Raw genomic sequence first — 16,466 nt, 5'->3', positions numbered from 1 at the left:
CGAGGTCGGATCGAGCACCGGCGCGGAACGTGGAGGCATGACTTCCACCACTGCTCCCCACGCCCCGTACAAGCAGCTCCGACGACCCACCACCGACCGCATGGTGGCCGGTGTCGCCAGCGGCCTCGGCCGTTACTTCGCCGTCGACCCCACCCTGGTTCGGGTGATCTTCGCGGTCAGCGGCCTGCTCACCGGCGGGCTCGTACTGCTCGCGTACCCGATCATGTGGTTCCTGATGCCCGAGGAGCCCGCCACCGCCCCAGCCTGGCCGCATCCGACGGCCGCCGCGCCGCAGGGCCCGCCGCCCGCGCCAACCACCCCCACCCCGTCGATCTAGGGAGAATCACCGCTAGTTGATCTCCGATCGCGACGATTTTCCCTAGATCGACGGCGACAGGCATCGACGGCGACAGGCCGCCGACGGCGGGCGGCGGGGGCGGGCGGCGGGGGGGGTTACTCCCACTCGATGGTGCCTGGGGGCTTGCTGGTTACGTCTAGGACCACGCGGTTCACCTCGGCCACCTCGTTGGTGATCCGGGTGGAGATCCGGGCCACCACCTCGTAGGGCAGCCGTGACCAGTCGGCGGTCATCGCGTCCTCGCTGGAGACCGGGCGCAGCACCACGGGATGCCCGTAGCTGCGCCCGTCACCCTGTACGCCGACGCTGCGCACATCGGCCAGCAGCACCACCGGGAACTGCCAGACGCCGCGGTCCAGGCCGGCGGCGGTCAGTTCCTCCCGGGCGATCAGGTCGGCCCGGCGAAGCAGGTCCAGCCGTTCCCGGTCGACCGCGCCGATGATCCGGATGGCCAGGCCGGGACCCGGGAACGGGTGCCGCCAGATCATCGCCTCGGGCAGGCCCAGGCCCAGGCCGAGCGCCCGGACCTCGTCCTTGAACAGCGTGCGCAGCGGCTCGACCAGGGCGAACTTCAGGTCTTCCGGCAGGCCGCCGACGTTGTGGTGGCTCTTGATGTTGGCGGTGCCGGTGCCGCCGCCGGACTCCACCACGTCCGGGTAGAGGGTGCCCTGGACCAGGAACTCCACGTCGCCGTGCGAGGCGATCTCCCGGGCCGCGGCCTCGAAGACCCGGATGAACTCCCGCCCGATGATCTTGCGCTTCTGCTCCGGGTCGGTCACCCCGGCCAGCGCGCCGAGGAACCGGTCCGCCGCGTCGACCACCTTCAGCTTGATGCCGGTGGCCGCCACGTAGTCCTTCTCGACCTGCTCGGCCTCACCGGCGCGCAGCAGGCCGTGGTCGACGAAGACGCAGGTGAGCTGGTCACCGACCGCCTTGTGCACCAGCGCGGCGGCGACCGCCGAGTCCACCCCGCCGGAGAGGCCGCAGATGACCTCCTTGTCGCCGATCTGGGCGCGGATCCGGGCGACCTGCTCGTCGATGATGTTCTCGGGCGTCCAGGTCGGCTCGATGCCGGCGATGTCGTACAGGAAGCGGGTCAGCATCTCCTGGCCGTGCGCGGTGTGCCCGACCTCCGGGTGGAACTGCACCCCGGCCCGACGCCCGGCCCGGTCCTCGAACGCGGCCACCGGCGCGCCGGCGGACTCGGCGGTCACCGTGAAGCCCTCGGGCGCCTCGGTGACGGCGTCGCCGTGGCTCATCCACACCGGCAGGTCCGCCGGCAGGTCGCGGAGCAGCACGCCCGGGTCGAGCAGGCGGGGGCGCAGCGGGGTGCCGCCGTACTCGCGGTTGCCGGTCCGCGTGACCGTGCCACCGAGCGCCTGGGCCATCGCCTGGAAGCCGTAGCAGATGCCGAAGACCGGCACGTCGGCCGAGAACAGACCGGCGTCGACCTGCGGGGCGTCCGGCGCGTAGACGCTGGACGGGCCACCGGAAAGGATGATCGCGGCCGGGTTCTTCGCCAGCATCTCGGCGACCGGCATCGAGTGCGGCACGATCTCGGAGTAGACCTTCGCCTCGCGGACCCGGCGCGCGATGAGCTGGGCGTACTGGGCTCCGAAGTCCACTACAAGGACGGGGCGAGGCAGGCTCATGTGCAGAAAGCCTACCGACAGTCACGGCCGCGCCCGGAGCCGGCTCGCCCCCTTCGCGCGACCGGGTCAGGGGCGTAGGGCCGCCGGGGCGTCCGCGGGCACCGCCGGGTGGTTCGGGGGTACGGGGGCCAGCCGACGGTACGGCGTACCGAGCGCCGGCCGGGGATCCCTCTCGCCCTTGTTGGGCCAGAGGGACATCGCCCGTTCCGCCTGGGCGGTGATCGTCAGGGACGGGTTCACCCCGAGGTTGGCCGAGACGGCGGCTCCGTCGACCACGTGCAGCCCGGGGTGGCCGTACATCCGGTGGTAGGGGTCGATCACCCCGTTGGCCGGAGAGGCTCCGATCACCGCCCCACCCAGGATGTGCGCGGTCATCGGGATGTCGAACGGCTCGGTGAGCGAGCCGCCCGGCGTACCGCCGATCTCCTCGGCGAGCATTCGGGCCGCGGTGTTGCCGGCCGGGATCCAGGTCGGGCTCGGCGCACCGTGGCCCAGACCGGTGACCAGCCGACGGCCGAGCACACCGCGCCGCCACCGGGTGGTCAGCGAGTTGTCCACCGACTGCATCACCAGGGCGATCACCGTCCGCTCCGACCAGCCGCGCACCGACAGCATCCGGGCGGCCAGCCCCGGTTGCCGCACGATGCTGCCCAGCCAGCGGCGGACCCGGTGCGGCCCGCCGTCGACCAGCAGCGACTGGAGCAGCCCCATCGCGTTGGAGCCACGCCCGTAGCGGACCGGCTCGATGTGGGTCTGCGGGTCGGGGTGGAACGAGCTGGTGATGGCCACCCCCTGGCTGAAGTCCATCCGCTCGGCCCGGGCCCGCTGGCGTGGCACCGATGCGCCCAGGATCGCCTCCGAGTTGGTGCGGGTCAGCTCGCCGAGGCGGGACGACAGCCCCGGCAGCGCGCCATCGGCCCGCATCTCGTGCAGCAGCCGCTGGGTGCCGAGCGCACCCGCGGCGAAGACCACCTGGTCGGCGTGGATCACCTCGCGACGGTGCCGCAGCCAGGCCCCGGTACGCGCGGTGTGCACCTCGTAGCCGCCGTCGTCGGCCGGTCGGACGGCGGTCACCGTGGTCAACGGGTGCACCGTGGCACCCAGCCGCTCGGCGAGCCAGAGGTAGTTCTTGACCAGCGTGTTCTTCGCCCCGTGCCGGCAGCCGGTCATGCACGAGCCGCAGTGCAGGCAGCCGGTACGTTCCGGGCCGGCGCCGCCGAAGTACGGATCGGCGACCCGCTCGCCGGGGCGTCCGATGTGCACGCCGACCGGGGTGGCGTGGAAGGTGTGCCCCACCCCCATCCGCTCGGCCACCGCCCGCATCGCCCGGTCCGCGCCGGTGTCCACCGGGTACGTGGTGACGCCGAGCATCCGCTTCGCCTGGTCGTAGTGGCGGGCCAGCTCGTCGCGCCAGTCGGTGATGTCCCGCCACTGCGGATCCGTGTAGAAGGCCGGCAACGGCTCGTAGAGGGTGTTGGCATAGACCAGCGAGCCGCCGCCCACCCCCGCGCCGGAGAGCACCAGCACGCCACCCCCGGATCTGCGGTCGGCGGGACGGAGCAGGGTGAGCCGCTGAATGCCGTAGCAGCCCAGCCTGGGCGCCCACAGGAACCGACGGGCTCGCCAGGACGTCTGCGGAAACTCGTCGTCGGCGAACCGCCGGCCGGCCTCCAGCACGCCGACCGCGTAGCCCTTCTCGGCGAGTCGGAGCGCGGTGACGCTGCCGCCGAAGCCGGACCCGATGACGACCACGTCGTACCGCATGAACGCATCATTACCGGTGAGTAGCGCTCGCGCCAGCGCCAGTTTCGCGCGATCATGCAGCGTTCGACCGACCCGGCGCCTTCCGGCCGCAACCCGGAGTACCCGTCGGAGCGTTGTTCCGGATACGGGTGGAAGGAATCCAACATGGTCCTCGGGTCGATGGCACCGCGCCGACGATGGCTGCTGCTCGGGTTGGCGGCCCTCGCCATCGTCGCGCTGGTCGCGGCCGGAGCGGTGGTGATCACCCGGCTGACCGGCAACGACAAACCGGAGGGTGGCACGTCGGCGGCCGGTTCGCCGAGCGCGTCGCCGCCCGCCACGCCCACGCCCAGCCCGACCGGGCCGCCGCCGGGCGCCAACATCACCGGCCCGCTGAACCTGCTGCTGGTCGGCGTCGACACCCGGGTCAGCGTGCCCGGCTGGGAGCCGCACGCCGACGCGGTGCTGGTGCTGCACGTGCCCAAGGGTCTGGGCCGGGCGTACCTCTTCTCGCTCCCCCGCGACCTGCTGGTGGACATCCCGGCGTTTCCGAAGTCCGGCTACAAGGGCAGCAAGACCAAGCTCACCCACGCGATGAGCTTCGGCAGCCGGGTGCCGGGCAAACCCAAGCAGCCGAGCACCGCCCAGGGGTACGAGCTCCTGCGCAGCACGGTCAGCGGCTACACCGGGCTGCGCATCGACGCCGGCGCGGTGCTCACCTTCACCGGGTTCGACCGGCTGGTGAACGCCCTGGGCGGGGTGGACATCTATGTCGACCAGCGGGTCGCCTCGCTGCACCGCAAGCCGGACGGCAAATACCGGGACCCGGCGCCCGGCGGGTACACCGGGCCGCAGCAGGTCTACGAGAAGGGCAACCAGCACCTCAACGGCTGGCAGGCGCTGGACTACGCGCGGCAGCGCTACATCACCGGCGGCGACTACGCCCGGCAGCGGCACCAGCAGCAACTGATCCGGGCGCTGACCCGCAAGATCCTGGACGAGGGGCTGGCCCGGCAGCCGGAGCGGGTCGACCAGGTGGTCGCCGCGCTCGGCGACACCCTGGTGTACGTGGGCGGCCGGAAGATCGTCGACCTGGCGTACGCCCTGGGCGGCCTGCCGGCCGACAAGTTCGTGCTGGTCGGCCTGCCCGGCTCGGGCGTCGGCAAGGGCAGCGCCTACCGCGGCGAACAACTCACCACCGAGGGGCGGAACTTCATCACCGAGCTGCGTGCCGGCCGCGCCGACGCCTATCTGACGGCCCACCCCAACCTGCGCGTCAAGACCTGAACCCCGTTTCCCCGCGGTCTGGCAGGACCGCGGGGAGACGGGCGCAGGATCAGAGGGCCTTGGGCGCGGCGGGCTTCTTGGTGCCGTAGAGCCAGGCGTCGAAGAGGGCGTCGAGCTGCTTGCCGGAGATGCGCTCGGCGAGGGCCACGAACTCTGCGGTGGTGGCGGTGCCGTTGCGCTTCTCCGCCGCCCAGGTCTTGACGATCTGGAAGAACGCCTTGTCACCGACGGCCACCCGCAGCGCGTGCAGGGTCATCCCGCCACGCTGGTAGACGGACTCGCTGAAGATCTCCCGCATCCCCGGCTTACCCGGCGGCGTCTTCCACACCCGGGCCGGAACGTTGGCGAACCGGACGTCGAACGCCTGCTTGGCCGTGGAGACCTTGGTGTGCTCGGCCCAGAGCCACTCCGCGTACGTCGCGAAGCCCTCGTTGAGCCAGATGTCCTCCCACTTGGCCAGCGCCACGCTGTCGCCGAACCACTGGTGAGCCAACTCGTGGGCCACCACCCCGGTGTTCTCGCCCTGCCGGAAGAAGCCGGCAGAGTAGACCGGGCGGCTCTGCGTCTCCAGCGCGTACGCGATCCGGCTGTCGGAGACCACCACCCCGCCGTACGCGTCGAACGGGTACGGCCCGAACACGCTCTCCAGGTAGTCGGCCACCTTGACGGTCTGCGCGATCGAGTCGTCGGCGGCGCCCTTGGCCACCTTGGTGGTGACCGCGCTGTAGACCGGCCGTCCCTTGTGCTGGGCGGTGGTGATCCGGAACTTGCCGATCACCACGGTGCTCAGGTAGCTGGCCATCGGCGACTTCTCCGACCATTTCCAGGTGGTCCAGCCACCCTTGCTGGTCTTGCCACCCGGCGTGCCGTTGCTGACCGCGGTCAGACCGTCCGGGACGGTGATCTCGAAGTCGTAGGCCGCCTTGTCCGACGGGTGGTCGTTGACCGGGAACCAGGTGCTCGCCGACTCGGGCTGCCCGAGCGCGATGGCGCCGTCGGAGGTGTGCAGGAAGCCGCCCTCGCCGAGCACCTCGTTCTTCAACGCCTTGGGCTTGCCCTCGTACGCGATCTCGGCGACGAACCCGTTGCCGGTGATCAGGCCGGCGGCCGGCTTGATCACCAGCTCGTTCTTCTCCTGGGTGTGGGTGGCCGGGGTCCCGTCCACGGTGACCGTCTTGACGGTCAGGCCGGCCAGGTCCAGGTTGAACGTCGACAGGTCGGCCGTCGCGGTGGCCTCCACCGTGGCCGTGCCGGTCAGCTGGTCCTTCGCCGGGTCGTAGCGCACCTTGAGGACGTACCGCCCGACGTCGTAACCGCCGTTGCCGTACGTTGGGAAGTAGGCGTCACCGGCCCCGGCCGCGCCCGCGGCGAACGTCCGTGCCTGCGTCGGAGTGGCGCTCGGCGACGGCGGGGCCGCATCCGGGCTGGACGAGTCGCATCCGGACAGCGCGAGCGCTCCGGTCACCAGCAGACCGACACCCACCCGCAGTCTGTGCCGCGTCACCCGCATCACGAGCCCTCCCCGAACGGTGGCGGTGACGGCGTCCGTCACCCGCACGAACGGCGTCTTCCGGCCGATCGCAGGCGGCAGCCTATCGACTGATCATCACGGCCTCGTCACGGCAGGGTGGGCGCCACACCGCCCACCAACCAGGCGTCGAAGAAGGCGCGTAACTGCCGTCCGGCGACCCGCTCGGCCAGCGCCACGAAGTCCGCGGTGGTGGCGTTGCCCTCCGCCCGTTCCGCGGTCCAGCTGCGCAGGATGCGGAAGAACGTGTCGTCGCCGACGGTCCGCCGCAGCGCGTGCACGGTGAGCGCCCCGCGCTTGTAGACGGCGGTGCCGAACATCCGCGCCCGGCCCGGCTCGACCGACGGCTGGGACCAGTCGGTCGAGGCGTACTGGATCTCGAAGTTGCGTTGCGCGGTCCGGCCGCCGTCGTGCTCCTCCCACAGCCACTCGGCGTAGCTGGCGAACCCCTCGTTGAGCCAGATGTCGCCCCACCGGCTCAGCGACACGCTGTCGCCGAACCACTGGTGGGCCAGCTCGTGCGCGACCACGCCCGCGTTGGGCCGGTCGTCGGCGAAGAAGGCCGGCCCGTAGACCGGACGGGACTGGGTCTCCAGCGCGTAGCCGACACGGTCGTCGGCGACCACGATCCCGCCGTAGGAGTCGAACGGGTACGGGCCGAAGCGGCTGGCCAGGAAGTCGACGACCGCGCCGGTGCGCTCCAGCGAGCGGGCCGCGCCGCCGGTCGCCGGCAGGCTCGCCGCCACCGCGGTGACCAACGGCCGGCCGGCGTGACTGCCACTGGCCACCCGGTAGTCGCCGATCACCAGGGTGGTCAGGTAGCTGGCCATCGGGGTGCGCTCGGACCAGCGCCAGGTGGTCCAGCCGTCGGCGCTGGTCTTCGGGCCGGGCACCCCGTTGCTCAGCGCGGACAGCCCGTCCGGGACGGTCACCGCGATGTCGTAGCTGGCCTTGTCGGACGGGTGGTCGTTGACCGGGAACCAGGTGGCCGCCGAGTCGGGCTGGCCGAGCGCTATCGCCCCGTCGGGCGTGTGCAGGAAGCCTCCGCTGCCCAGCTCGCCGCCGATCAGAGCCTCCGGTACGCCCGCGTACTCCACGGTCACCGCGAACGGTCGGCCGCGCGGCAACCCGTCCGGCGGGGTCACCACCAACTCGCCGTCGTCGCGCCGATGATCGGCTTTGGCACCACCGACGGTGACCGCGCCGACGTCCAGCCCGGCCAGGTCCAGGTTGAAGCGGGACAGGTCCTGGGTGGCCGTCGCCGCGATGGTGGCCCGGCCGGTAAGCCGGTCCGTCGCCGGGTCGTAGCGAACGTCCAGGCCGTAGTGCGTGACGTCGTACCCGCCGTTGCCGTGGCCCGGGACGTACGGGTCACCGACGTCGGCGGCACCGGGCCGGAACCCGTCGTCGTCGCGCGTGCAACCACCCGCGCCCAGCGCGATCGCGCAGGTCAGGGCAGCGGCGGCAGCGGTCAGCCGGTGGCGGGTGGGTGTCCGTCCGGTCCGGAGCATGCGCACTCCTCCTGCGGCGATCGCGGTCACGAAGAGCCTAGCCAGGCCCACCGCACGCGAGGCAAGTATCGATACCCGTAACTTACTTTCGTCGAGAAGTACAAAAGTTGGCGTCGGTCAATACTTTCTTTTGACTTCGACCGACGTTAGTGTCTGTTTCCAACATGTAACGCGCTCGGAACATCCCAGCCGGCCTCGTTACAGGACGGGCTCGCGCCCCGACCCGACACGCCGTGGCGGCGGCGTGACCTGCCCCTTCGACTCGACCACCGCACACTCCCCGGCCACATCGGGGACGCGGCACGGGCGCTCGGCGGCGCCCGCGACATCACCTCGTCGCACTCTGCTGATCGTCATCGACGGCAACCGCCGTCGCGAAAGGTGGAACAAATGCCAGACCGCACCGCACCCGACGCCTCCTCCGCCGGCCGGCTCAGCCGCCGGTCCCTGCTCGCCGCCTCCGCTGGCGCCGCCGCCGCGCTCGGGGCGGCCGGCCTGCCGGTCCTCGCCACCGGCACCCCCGCGCTCGCCCACTCGAAGGACAAGGGCAAGAGCCGGCTCCGTGTCGAGCCGCTGATCCCGTCCCGGAACCGCGGCATCATCCTCTACAGCGTCCGGGACCGGATCTCGGCCGCACCGGACGACAGCGGCGTGCCGTACGGCTTCGAGCGGGTCCTCGCCCGACTCGCCGAGATCGGCTACAAGGAGATCGAGTTCGCCGGCTACACCCAGAGCACCGAGATCCTCGGCCGACAGATCACCCCGACCGAGATCCGCAAGATCCTCGATGACAACGGCCTGGTCGCCAACGGCACCCACGCCACCATCCGGGCGGACACCTTCCAGCAGCAACTGGACATCGCCGAGGAGCTCGGCATGGCCAACATCGGCACCGGCAGCGACCCGACCAGCAGCTCGTACAAGGCGGACTGGGACGCCGCCGCCGACACCTGGAACGAGTTGGGCCGGCAGGCCCGGGCCCGGCGGATGCGGCTCTACACGCACAACCACGACGCCGCGTACAGCTTCCTGCTGGACTCCGGGCCGCTGGACGACCAGGGGCGCCCCACCCGGTCCTCCGGCGTCCGTCGGCTGGAGTACTTCTTCGGCAAGACCGACCCCCGGTACGTCTTCTTCGAGCTCGACATCTACTGGGCGTACGTGGCCCGCTACAAGCACCAGAAGTACGTCGACCCGGCCGGCCGCGAGGTGACCGACCTGTTCGACCCGATCCTCACCGTGGCCGACCGGACCACCCGGTTCCCGCTCTTCCACGCCAAGGACGGCGACCGGGACACCAGCGTGCCCAACGGCTACCAGATGACCCCGCTGGGCGAGGGTGACCTCAACTTCCAGCAGTTCTTCCAGACCATCGGCGAGCGGGACTTCCACCACGCCAACTGGGAGATGGACACCGCACCCGGCGGCACCACCAACCGAGGTCAGTCGCTCGACTTCGCGGCCACCAGCTACCGCAACATGTCCGACCTGACCATCTACCTCAAGAAGTGACCTCCGGCGCGGCCGGCGTCCGTCCGAGCACCACCGTGCCGGTGGACCAGCCCGCCGGGGCGCACCAGCTCTACCTGGTCTTCACCGCCGTACCCGGCGGCCCGACCAGCGGCCTGGTCAACCTCAACTGGGTCGAGTTCACCGAGGGCTGACGCCCCCGGTACGCCGAGAGGCCGGCTCCGCGACGTGGCGGGGCCGGCCTCTCGGCGTGTGCGGTTGGGGTCAGCGGTCGAGGACCAGGCCGACCTTCTGGAACTCCTTGAGGTCGCGGTAGCCGCACTTGGCCATCGCCCGGCGCAGCCCCCCGAACAGGTTGAGCTGGCCGTCGGCCTCGTCGGCCGGGCCGAACAGCAACTGCTCCATCGACCCGATCGGGTCGCCGGAGACCTCGAAGACACCGCGCGGCAGCGACGGGTGGCTGGCCGCCGAGTGCCACCAGGCACCCCCGGCGGGCGCCTCGGCGCAGAGCGACAGCGGCTCGCCCAGCATCACCGCGTCCGCGCCGCAACCGAGCGCCTTGGCGATGTCGCCCGAGGTCTGCAGGTCACCGTCGGCGATCAGGTGCACGTACCGGCCGCCGGTCTCGTCGAGGTAGTCCCGGCGGGCCGCCGCGGCGTCGGCGATCGCGGTGGCCATCGGCACCCGGATGCCCAGCACCGACTCGGTGGTCGACCACTCGTCGCCACCGATGCCCACGATCACGCCGGCCGCGCCGGTACGCATCAGGTGCAGCGCGGTCTTGTAGTCGGTGCAGCCGCCGACGATCACCGGCAGGTCGAGGTCCGCGATGAACTCCTTGAGGTTCAGCGGCTCGTCGGTGGTCGACACGTGCTCGGCCGAGACGATGGTGCCCTGGATAACCAGGATGTCCACCCCGGCGTCCAGGATCACCGGGGCCAGCGCCAGGGTGTGCTGCGGGGAGACCCGCACCGCGACCGTACCGCCGCCGGCACGCAGCTCCCGGACCCGCTCGGCGATCAGGTCGGGGCGGATCGGCTCCGCGTACACCTCCTGAAGCCGCTTGGTGGCGCGGGCGTCCTCGTCGAGGCCGGCCAGCTCCTCCAGCACCTTGGTCGGGTTCTCGTAGCGGGTCCACAGCCCCTCGACGTTGAGCACGCCGAGGCCGCCGAGCTGACCGAGCCGGATCGCCGACGACGGGCTCATGGTGGCGTCGGAGGGGTGCCCGACGCACGGGATGCCGAACGGGTACGCGTCCAGCTGCCAGGCGGTCGAGACGTCGTCGACGTCCCGGGTCCGGCGGCTCGGCACGATGGCGATGTCGTCCAGGTGGTAACCGCGCTGCGCGGTCTTGCCCAGCCCTATCTCGACCACGTCACGCATGGGGGACTCCAGATTGTTGGGGGATGGTCAGCGGGTGTGGTAGTTGGGCGCCTCGACGGTCATCTGGATGTCGTGCGGGTGGCTCTCCTTCAGCCCGGCCGCGGTGATCCGGATGAGCTGGCCCCGGTGGTGCAGATCGGGGATGTTCTCCGCACCGGCATATCCCATGGCCAGCCGCAGCCCGCCGACCAGCTGGTGGGCCACCCGGGAGAGCGGGCCCCGGTAGGGCACCTGACCCTCCACGCCCTCCGGGACCAGCTTGTCGTCGCTGAGCACGTCCTGCTGGAAGTAGCGGTCCTTGCTGTACGACTTGGCCTGACCCCGGGACTGCATCGCGCCCAGCGACCCCATGCCGCGGTACGCCTTGTACTGCTTGCCGTTGACGAAGATCAGCTCGCCGGGGCTCTCCTCGCAACCGGCCAGCAGGCTGCCGAGCATCACCGTGTCGGCGCCGGCCACCAGGGCCTTGGCGATGTCGCCCGAGTATTGGATGCCGCCGTCGCCGATCACCGGCACGCCGGCCGGGCGGGCGGCCCGGGCCGCCTCCATGATCGCGGTCACCTGCGGCACGCCGACCCCGGCGACGATCCGGGTGGTGCAGATCGCCCCCGGCCCCACGCCCACCTTGACGCCGTCGGCGCCGGCGTCGACCAGCGCCTTCGCACCGGCGTACGTGGCCACGTTGCCGCCCACGATGTCGATCGGGACGTCGGCCTTGAGCCGGCGGACCATGTCCAGCACGGCCCGCTGGTGGCCGTGCGCGGTGTCCACGATCAGCACGTCCACGCCCGCGTCGACCAGGGTCCGGGCCCGCTTGTAGGCGTCCTCGCCCACGCCGATGGCGGCGGCGACCCGGAGTCGGCCGGCGTCGTCCTTGCTGGCGTCCGGGTACTGCTCGCTCTTGGTGAAGTCCTTCACGGTGATCAGCCCGCGCAGCCGGCCCGAGTCGTCGACGATCGGCAGCTTCTCGACCTTGTGCTGGCGCAGCAGGGCCAGCGCGTCGTCCTTGCTCACACCGACCCGCGCGGTGACCAGCGGGGTGTGGGTCATGATCTCGCGGACCGGGGTGTCCGGCTCGGACACGAAACGCATGTCGCGGTTGGTGACGATGCCGACCAACTGGCCGTCGCCGTCCACCACCGGGACGCCGGAGATGCGGTACCGCCCGCACAACTCGTCGACCTCGCGCAACGTGTCGTTCGGGCTGGCGGTCACCGGATTGGTGATCATGCCGGACTCGGAGCGCTTGACCAGGTCGACCTGGAGCGCCTGGTCCTCCAGGGAGAGGTTGCGGTGCAGCACGCCGATGCCACCCTGGCGGGCCATGGCGATCGCCATCCGGGCCTCGGTCACGGTGTCCATCGCGCTGGACAGCAGCGGGATGGACAGCTCGACGTTGCGGGTGAGCTTCGTCCGGGTGTTGACCCGGCTGGGCACCACGTCCGACTCGCCCGGCTGAAGCAGCACGTCGTCGAAGGTGAGGCCGAGCGGAACCACCCGCGCGGAGCCGGCCGGCAGCTCGGGCAGGTGGCCGCCCAGGTCGGCGTGCTCGCCGCCGGCCGGAAGATCGGTGCTGGGCGAATTTTCCACGATTGCTCCCCTGAGCTGCTCGGATGGGCTTCAGCGAGGTGGCGCGCGCCGGCACCGGAACGCGTCATGGTGCCGACGCGTCGTCTCATCGTACCCAGTGAGCTGCGCGACCTTCGTCGTGGCGGGCCGGGCCGACGCGGGGCCGGGGGCCGACGGCCTCGCCGGGTTGGGTCTACGGTGAGGGGGTGCACGACGAGCCCATCGACCCGTTCAACGGCGACCCGGCCGACCCGACCGCGGGGCTGGACGATCCGGGCGACGACGCGACGCCGGATCCGCTGACCGACGTCGAGCGGCAGGACGTGCTGGAGGACCTCGCCGACCTGGAGATCTACCAGGCCCTGCTGGCGCCGATCGGGGTCCGCGGCCTGGTGATCGAATGCGAGGACTGCCGGGAGCCGCACTACTTCGACTGGGACCTGCTCCGCGGCAACCTGCGGCACCTGCTCAACTCGGGTCGCCCGCGCGTGCACGAACCCGCCTACGACCCGGACCCGGACCACTACGTGACCTGGGACTACGCCCGCGGGTACGCCGACGGGGTGCACGACACCCTGACCGAGGGCACCGAGGACGAGCCGGGCACCGCCGGTTCCACCAACTGATCCTCGGGCGGGCGCGTCCCGCCGCGCTGTCCCGCCCCGCCGCTGTCCCGCCGCGCCGCAAGATCGTGCTGCAACCAGGAAGTAGTGGCTTCCCGGCGCAGGGGAGGCCACTATTTCCTGGATCGAGCGAGTTCAGTCGGTGCCGCGGGTGGGTCAGGCGACCAGGCCGGCACGGAAGCCGGCGGCCACCGCGTGTGCCCGGTCCCGGGCGCCGAGCTTGCGGAACAGCCGGCGGGCGTGCGTCTTGACGGTGTCCTCCGAGACGAACAGCTCCCGGCCGATCTCCGCGTTGCTCTTGCCCTCGGCCATGCCCAGCAACACCTGCAACTCCCGCTCGGTGAGCCCGATCGACGCCCGGGCGGGCCGGGCGCTCGGAGCGGGCCGAGCGGAATCACTCTGCTCGGCGGCCGACTCACCGGCCGCCGACTCCGCCTCGTCGTCGCCCCGCTGTACCGGCACCGACGGGACACCCGTCGAACCCTCGCCCGCGGTGGCGGAGGCGGCCCAGCCGGGCTCGCCGGAGCCACGCAGTGACGGCGCGGAACGGCCCGCTCCGCCGACCGACGCGGTGTCCCGGGCCGGATCGGTGATCCGTTGCCGGGAGGCCCGACCGGGCGCGGTGAGCAGCAGCAGGGCCTTGGCGACCGCGCTGGTCAGATCCTGGTCGACGTTCTGAATGAGGCCCCGGGCACCGGCGCTGATCGTGGCCGCCGCCGCCTCGGGCTCCTCCGTCCCGAGCAGCAGCACCGCGGCCTGCGGTGCTCGGGCCAGCACCCGGCGTACGAAGCCCGCGCTGTCCGGCCTGGTGAGGGCCGTGTCGGCCAACACCACGTCGGCCGGCCGCTCGGCCAGCCGCAGCATCACCTCGGGATCGGAGACGGCCGTACGGATGATCGCGGACAGCCCCAGCCGCGCGGCCGCAGACGTAAGGTGTTGCGCCGCGAGTGGTGTCCGAACGCACACAAGAACGGTACGCACTGTGGTCTCCTCTCCGCCAACGAGCAGACCATGACGGGGTCGCCTCGGGAGGAGGTTCCCGGCAATCTTCCGAACTTTTCCGACAGATGGGGCAAAAGCCGCAAATTCCAGGGCGTTCTCGATCACAGACGTGTGAGTTGAGGAAAGCCCGGGTACCGAGAGATCCAGGCCGGGAACGGTGCGCCTGCGCGGCCCGCCGCACGCAAGCCGGCCAAGGATCTCGCGGTGCCGCGCGGGAGGAGGGGTGCTGATGTCGAACGTACGTAGACTGCCCGGACCCATCGTCGATCTGTGGGACTGGCAGCGCCTCGGCGCCTGCCGAGGACGGGACAGCGCGCAGTTCTTCCACCCCGACGGCGAGCGGGGCTCGTCCCGGCTGCGTCGGGAGTCCAACGCCAAGTCGGTCTGCCGCGCCTGCCCGGTACGCGCCGAGTGCGCCGCACACGCGCTGTCGGTCCGCGAGCCGTACGGCGTGTGGGGCGGCTTCAGCGAGTCGGAGCGGTTGCGCCTGCTCGCCGTCGGTTGGGAGGACCTGGCCGACCGCCGGCACGCCCGAGTCGACGTGGGCCGGCTGGAGGCCCGACTGGGTCACCCGCACAAGTCGACCGTCCCGGCCCAGCGCAACGTCGCCTGATTCCGACACCCACCCTGAACACCGCGAACCGCGCCTCCACCAACCGGGGGCGCGGTTCCCGCGCGGACCCAGCGGTCAGCGGACCGTGGCGGTGATCGTGTGCCAGCCGGTGGCGCCGTCGGGGGCGACGCTCTGGGTGCGCTCGGTCTGGGTCTCGCCGGTCGCGTCGGTCGCCCGGACCTGGAGCCGGTGCTCGCCCGGTGTGGCGTCCCACCGCCACTGCCACTGCACCCAGGTGTCCACCGACACCGTCGGCGCCAGCTCCGCTTCCTGCCAGGGGCCGTCGTCGACGCGTACCTCGACCCGGCGGATGCCCCGGTGCTGCGCCCAGGCCACCCCGGCCACGGTGACCGGGCCCGTGGTGAGCCGGTTGCGCGGCCGGGGCGTGTCGATCCGCGACTGGGTCTTGATCGGCCCCTGGGCGGACCAGCCCCGCGGCACCCAGTACGCGTCGAAGTCGCTGAACCGGGTCAGCTCCAGCTCGGTCACCCACTTGCAGGCCGACACGTAGCCGTAGAGGCCCGGCACCACCATCCGGACCGGGAAGCCGTGCTCCACCGGCAGTGGTTCGCCGTTCATGCCGACCGCCAGCAGCGCGTCCCGCCCGTCGCGTAGCGCGGCCGTCGGGGTGCCGCAGGTCCAGCCGTCGACCGAACGGCCGACCACCTGGTCGGCGTCCGCCTCCGGCTCGACCTCGTCCAGCAGCTCCCGCAGGGGTACGCCGAGCCAGCGGGCGTTGCCGATCAGGTCCCCGCCCACCTCGTTCGAGACGCAGGCCAGCGTGACGTACCGCTCGACCATCGGTCGGGCCAGCAGGTCCGCGTAGCTGTACGTGCGCTCGGTACCCACCCGCCCGTGGATCCGCAGCCGCCAGGTCGCCGGGTCCACCTGCGGCACCACCAGCGCGGTGTCGATCCGGTAGAACCCGAAGTTCGGGGTGACGTAGGGCGCGAGCTGGGTCACCGAGAGGTCCACGCCAGCGGGCAGGGCCGGCGCGGGGTCGGCCGGCGCCGGCAACCGGATCGCGTCCCGGGCGGCGGACACCCCGCGTCGCCCGGCCAGCCAGTGCCCGCCGAGCCCGGCCACCGTGGCCGTGCCGAGCAGCACCCCGGTGCTGCTGAGAAAGCGCCGCCGGGACGCCGGGTCGACCCGCTCGCCCGAAGTCGCGGGCGCGGCCGACGGGGTGGGCGGGCTCCAGGGCCAGGGGTCCAGCTCCAGTGGACCCGCAATGAACAGCCAGAGCACGAGGGCACCGAGACCGCCGCCGACCAGCGACGGCAGCGCGTCGGCGAGGTCCGCGCCCGGACGGGTCAGCGCGGCGGCCACACCGAGGACGGCGAACGCCGCGATGCCGGCCAGACCGATCGTCAGGCGGCGTACCGCCAGCACGCCGAGCAGTGCGGCGAACCCGCCCAGCAGCACGGCCGTACCGACCAGCAGGGCGATCTTGTCGGCGGTGCCGAAGAGGTCGATGGCGAACTGCTTCAGCGACTGCGGGACGGCGTCGACGACCACCCCGCCAACCGCGACCAGCGGCGCCGACCGGGGGCCGGTCAGCACCGCCACCGGTTCCGCGATCCCGATCGCGACGGCTGCGGCGGTGACTCCGGCCAGCGCGGCGTACCACCGCGACGTGGTGCTCATTGGCCCAGTGTGCGCGATCTTCTCGTCCGGTTGCCATCTCGGCAGACGAACCGGGGCACACCGTCGTACGACGGTGTGCCCCG

14 protein-coding genes are annotated in these 16,466 nt (G+C 71.8%); 6 read left to right on the top strand and 8 right to left on the bottom strand.

Annotated elements, in window-relative coordinates; translation table 11 throughout:
* The first annotated feature begins 37 nt into the window (after positions 1 to 37).
* Positions 38 to 337 carry a PspC domain-containing protein gene (locus tag ACFQGL_RS01690; protein WP_377504225.1) on the top strand — a complete coding sequence of 100 codons (300 nt, stop codon included), beginning with the start codon at positions 38 to 40 and terminating at the stop codon, positions 335 to 337.
* A gap of 116 nt (positions 338 to 453) precedes the next feature.
* On the opposite strand, the gene guaA is transcribed toward ACFQGL_RS01690, so the two are convergent.
* Both guaA and ACFQGL_RS01680 read right to left on the bottom strand, forming a co-directional pair.
* On the bottom strand, positions 454 to 2,010 hold the full coding sequence (guaA, locus tag ACFQGL_RS01685; RefSeq protein WP_377504223.1) for a glutamine-hydrolyzing GMP synthase: 1,557 nt from the start codon (positions 2,008 to 2,010) through the stop codon (positions 454 to 456).
* A 66-nt stretch (positions 2,011 to 2,076) separates the two neighbouring features.
* Complete coding sequence (locus ACFQGL_RS01680) at positions 2,077 to 3,774, bottom strand: FAD-dependent oxidoreductase (RefSeq protein WP_377504221.1); 1,698 nt, start codon at positions 3,772 to 3,774, stop codon at positions 2,077 to 2,079.
* 144 nt (positions 3,775 to 3,918) lie between these two features.
* Between ACFQGL_RS01680 and ACFQGL_RS01675 the strand changes: the two genes are divergently transcribed.
* Positions 3,919 to 5,040 carry an LCP family protein gene (locus tag ACFQGL_RS01675; RefSeq protein ID WP_377504219.1) on the top strand — a complete coding sequence of 374 codons (1,122 nt, stop codon included), beginning with the start codon at positions 3,919 to 3,921 and terminating at the stop codon, positions 5,038 to 5,040.
* A gap of 49 nt (positions 5,041 to 5,089) precedes the next feature.
* Here ACFQGL_RS01675 and ACFQGL_RS01670 read toward each other — a convergent pair whose 3' ends face one another.
* Positions 5,090 to 6,550, bottom strand: coding sequence for a M1 family metallopeptidase (locus ACFQGL_RS01670; RefSeq protein ID WP_377504674.1), 1,461 nt, complete (start codon positions 6,548 to 6,550; stop codon positions 5,090 to 5,092).
* A gap of 107 nt (positions 6,551 to 6,657) precedes the next feature.
* Entirely contained in the window at positions 6,658 to 8,079 is a 1,422-nt protein-coding gene (locus tag ACFQGL_RS01665) for a M1 family metallopeptidase (protein WP_377504217.1), read from the bottom strand.
* A gap of 390 nt (positions 8,080 to 8,469) precedes the next feature.
* Between ACFQGL_RS01665 and ACFQGL_RS01660 the strand changes: the two genes are divergently transcribed.
* Both ACFQGL_RS01660 and ACFQGL_RS01655 read left to right on the top strand, forming a co-directional pair.
* Positions 8,470 to 9,591, top strand: a complete 1,122-nt coding sequence (locus ACFQGL_RS01660; protein WP_377504215.1) for a sugar phosphate isomerase/epimerase family protein — start codon at positions 8,470 to 8,472, stop codon at positions 9,589 to 9,591.
* The gene (locus ACFQGL_RS01655; protein WP_377504213.1) at positions 9,588 to 9,743 is read left to right on the top strand and encodes a carbohydrate-binding protein; all 156 of its coding nucleotides are present in this window, start codon (positions 9,588 to 9,590) and stop codon (positions 9,741 to 9,743) included. Before ACFQGL_RS01660 ends, ACFQGL_RS01655 begins: the two co-directional genes overlap by 4 nt.
* 70 nt (positions 9,744 to 9,813) lie before the next feature.
* On the opposite strand, the gene ACFQGL_RS01650 is transcribed toward ACFQGL_RS01655, so the two are convergent.
* Complete coding sequence (locus tag ACFQGL_RS01650; protein ID WP_377504211.1) at positions 9,814 to 10,932, bottom strand: GuaB3 family IMP dehydrogenase-related protein; 1,119 nt, start codon at positions 10,930 to 10,932, stop codon at positions 9,814 to 9,816.
* Positions 10,933 to 10,959: 27 nt separating this feature from the next.
* Positions 10,960 to 12,522, bottom strand: coding sequence for an IMP dehydrogenase (guaB, locus tag ACFQGL_RS01645; protein ID WP_377504209.1), 1,563 nt, complete (start codon positions 12,520 to 12,522; stop codon positions 10,960 to 10,962).
* A gap of 185 nt (positions 12,523 to 12,707) precedes the next feature.
* Between guaB and ACFQGL_RS01640 the strand changes: the two genes are divergently transcribed.
* On the top strand, positions 12,708 to 13,127 hold the full coding sequence (locus ACFQGL_RS01640; RefSeq protein ID WP_377504207.1) for a DUF5319 domain-containing protein: 420 nt from the start codon (positions 12,708 to 12,710) through the stop codon (positions 13,125 to 13,127).
* A 153-nt stretch (positions 13,128 to 13,280) separates the two neighbouring features.
* On the opposite strand, the gene ACFQGL_RS01635 is transcribed toward ACFQGL_RS01640, so the two are convergent.
* Positions 13,281 to 14,105 carry a helix-turn-helix transcriptional regulator gene (locus tag ACFQGL_RS01635; RefSeq protein ID WP_377504205.1) on the bottom strand — a complete coding sequence of 275 codons (825 nt, stop codon included), beginning with the start codon at positions 14,103 to 14,105 and terminating at the stop codon, positions 13,281 to 13,283.
* Positions 14,106 to 14,355: 250 nt separating this feature from the next.
* Here ACFQGL_RS01635 and ACFQGL_RS01630 point away from each other — a divergent pair, with 250 nt between their 5' ends.
* Complete coding sequence (locus ACFQGL_RS01630) at positions 14,356 to 14,739, top strand: WhiB family transcriptional regulator (protein ID WP_377504203.1); 384 nt, start codon at positions 14,356 to 14,358, stop codon at positions 14,737 to 14,739.
* A gap of 75 nt (positions 14,740 to 14,814) precedes the next feature.
* On the opposite strand, the gene ACFQGL_RS01625 is transcribed toward ACFQGL_RS01630, so the two are convergent.
* The gene (locus tag ACFQGL_RS01625) at positions 14,815 to 16,383 is read right to left on the bottom strand and encodes a molybdopterin-dependent oxidoreductase (RefSeq protein ID WP_377504201.1); all 1,569 of its coding nucleotides are present in this window, start codon (positions 16,381 to 16,383) and stop codon (positions 14,815 to 14,817) included.
* Between the last annotated feature and the right edge of the window lie 83 nt (positions 16,384 to 16,466).

Origin of the sequence: Micromonospora vulcania (assembly GCF_042658605.1) — a bacterium.
GTDB classification, from domain to species: domain Bacteria; phylum Actinomycetota; class Actinomycetes; order Mycobacteriales; family Micromonosporaceae; genus Micromonospora; species Micromonospora vulcania.
Note: the sequence above shows the minus strand (reverse complement) of the source record. Positions and strands in the feature narration are given on the sequence as shown.

Excerpts from the sequence above, each read along its gene's own strand:
- ACFQGL_RS01650 (WP_377504211.1), bottom strand. The coding sequence starts at position 10,932 with ATGCGTGACGTGGTCGAGATAGGGCTGGGCAAGACCGCGCAGCGCGGT.
- ACFQGL_RS01675 (WP_377504219.1), top strand. The coding sequence starts at position 3,919 with ATGGTCCTCGGGTCGATGGCACCGCGCCGACGATGGCTGCTGCTCGGG.
- ACFQGL_RS01680 (WP_377504221.1), bottom strand. The coding sequence starts at position 3,774 with ATGCGGTACGACGTGGTCGTCATCGGGTCCGGCTTCGGCGGCAGCGTC.
- ACFQGL_RS01670 (WP_377504674.1), bottom strand. The coding sequence starts at position 6,550 with ATGCGGGTGACGCGGCACAGACTGCGGGTGGGTGTCGGTCTGCTGGTG.
- ACFQGL_RS01630 (WP_377504203.1), top strand. The coding sequence starts at position 14,356 with ATGTCGAACGTACGTAGACTGCCCGGACCCATCGTCGATCTGTGGGAC.
- ACFQGL_RS01625 (WP_377504201.1), bottom strand. The coding sequence starts at position 16,383 with ATGAGCACCACGTCGCGGTGGTACGCCGCGCTGGCCGGAGTCACCGCC.
- guaA (WP_377504223.1), bottom strand. The coding sequence starts at position 2,010 with ATGAGCCTGCCTCGCCCCGTCCTTGTAGTGGACTTCGGAGCCCAGTAC.
- ACFQGL_RS01665 (WP_377504217.1), bottom strand. The coding sequence starts at position 8,079 with ATGCTCCGGACCGGACGGACACCCACCCGCCACCGGCTGACCGCTGCC.
- ACFQGL_RS01660 (WP_377504215.1), top strand. The coding sequence starts at position 8,470 with ATGCCAGACCGCACCGCACCCGACGCCTCCTCCGCCGGCCGGCTCAGC.
- ACFQGL_RS01690 (WP_377504225.1), top strand. The coding sequence starts at position 38 with ATGACTTCCACCACTGCTCCCCACGCCCCGTACAAGCAGCTCCGACGA.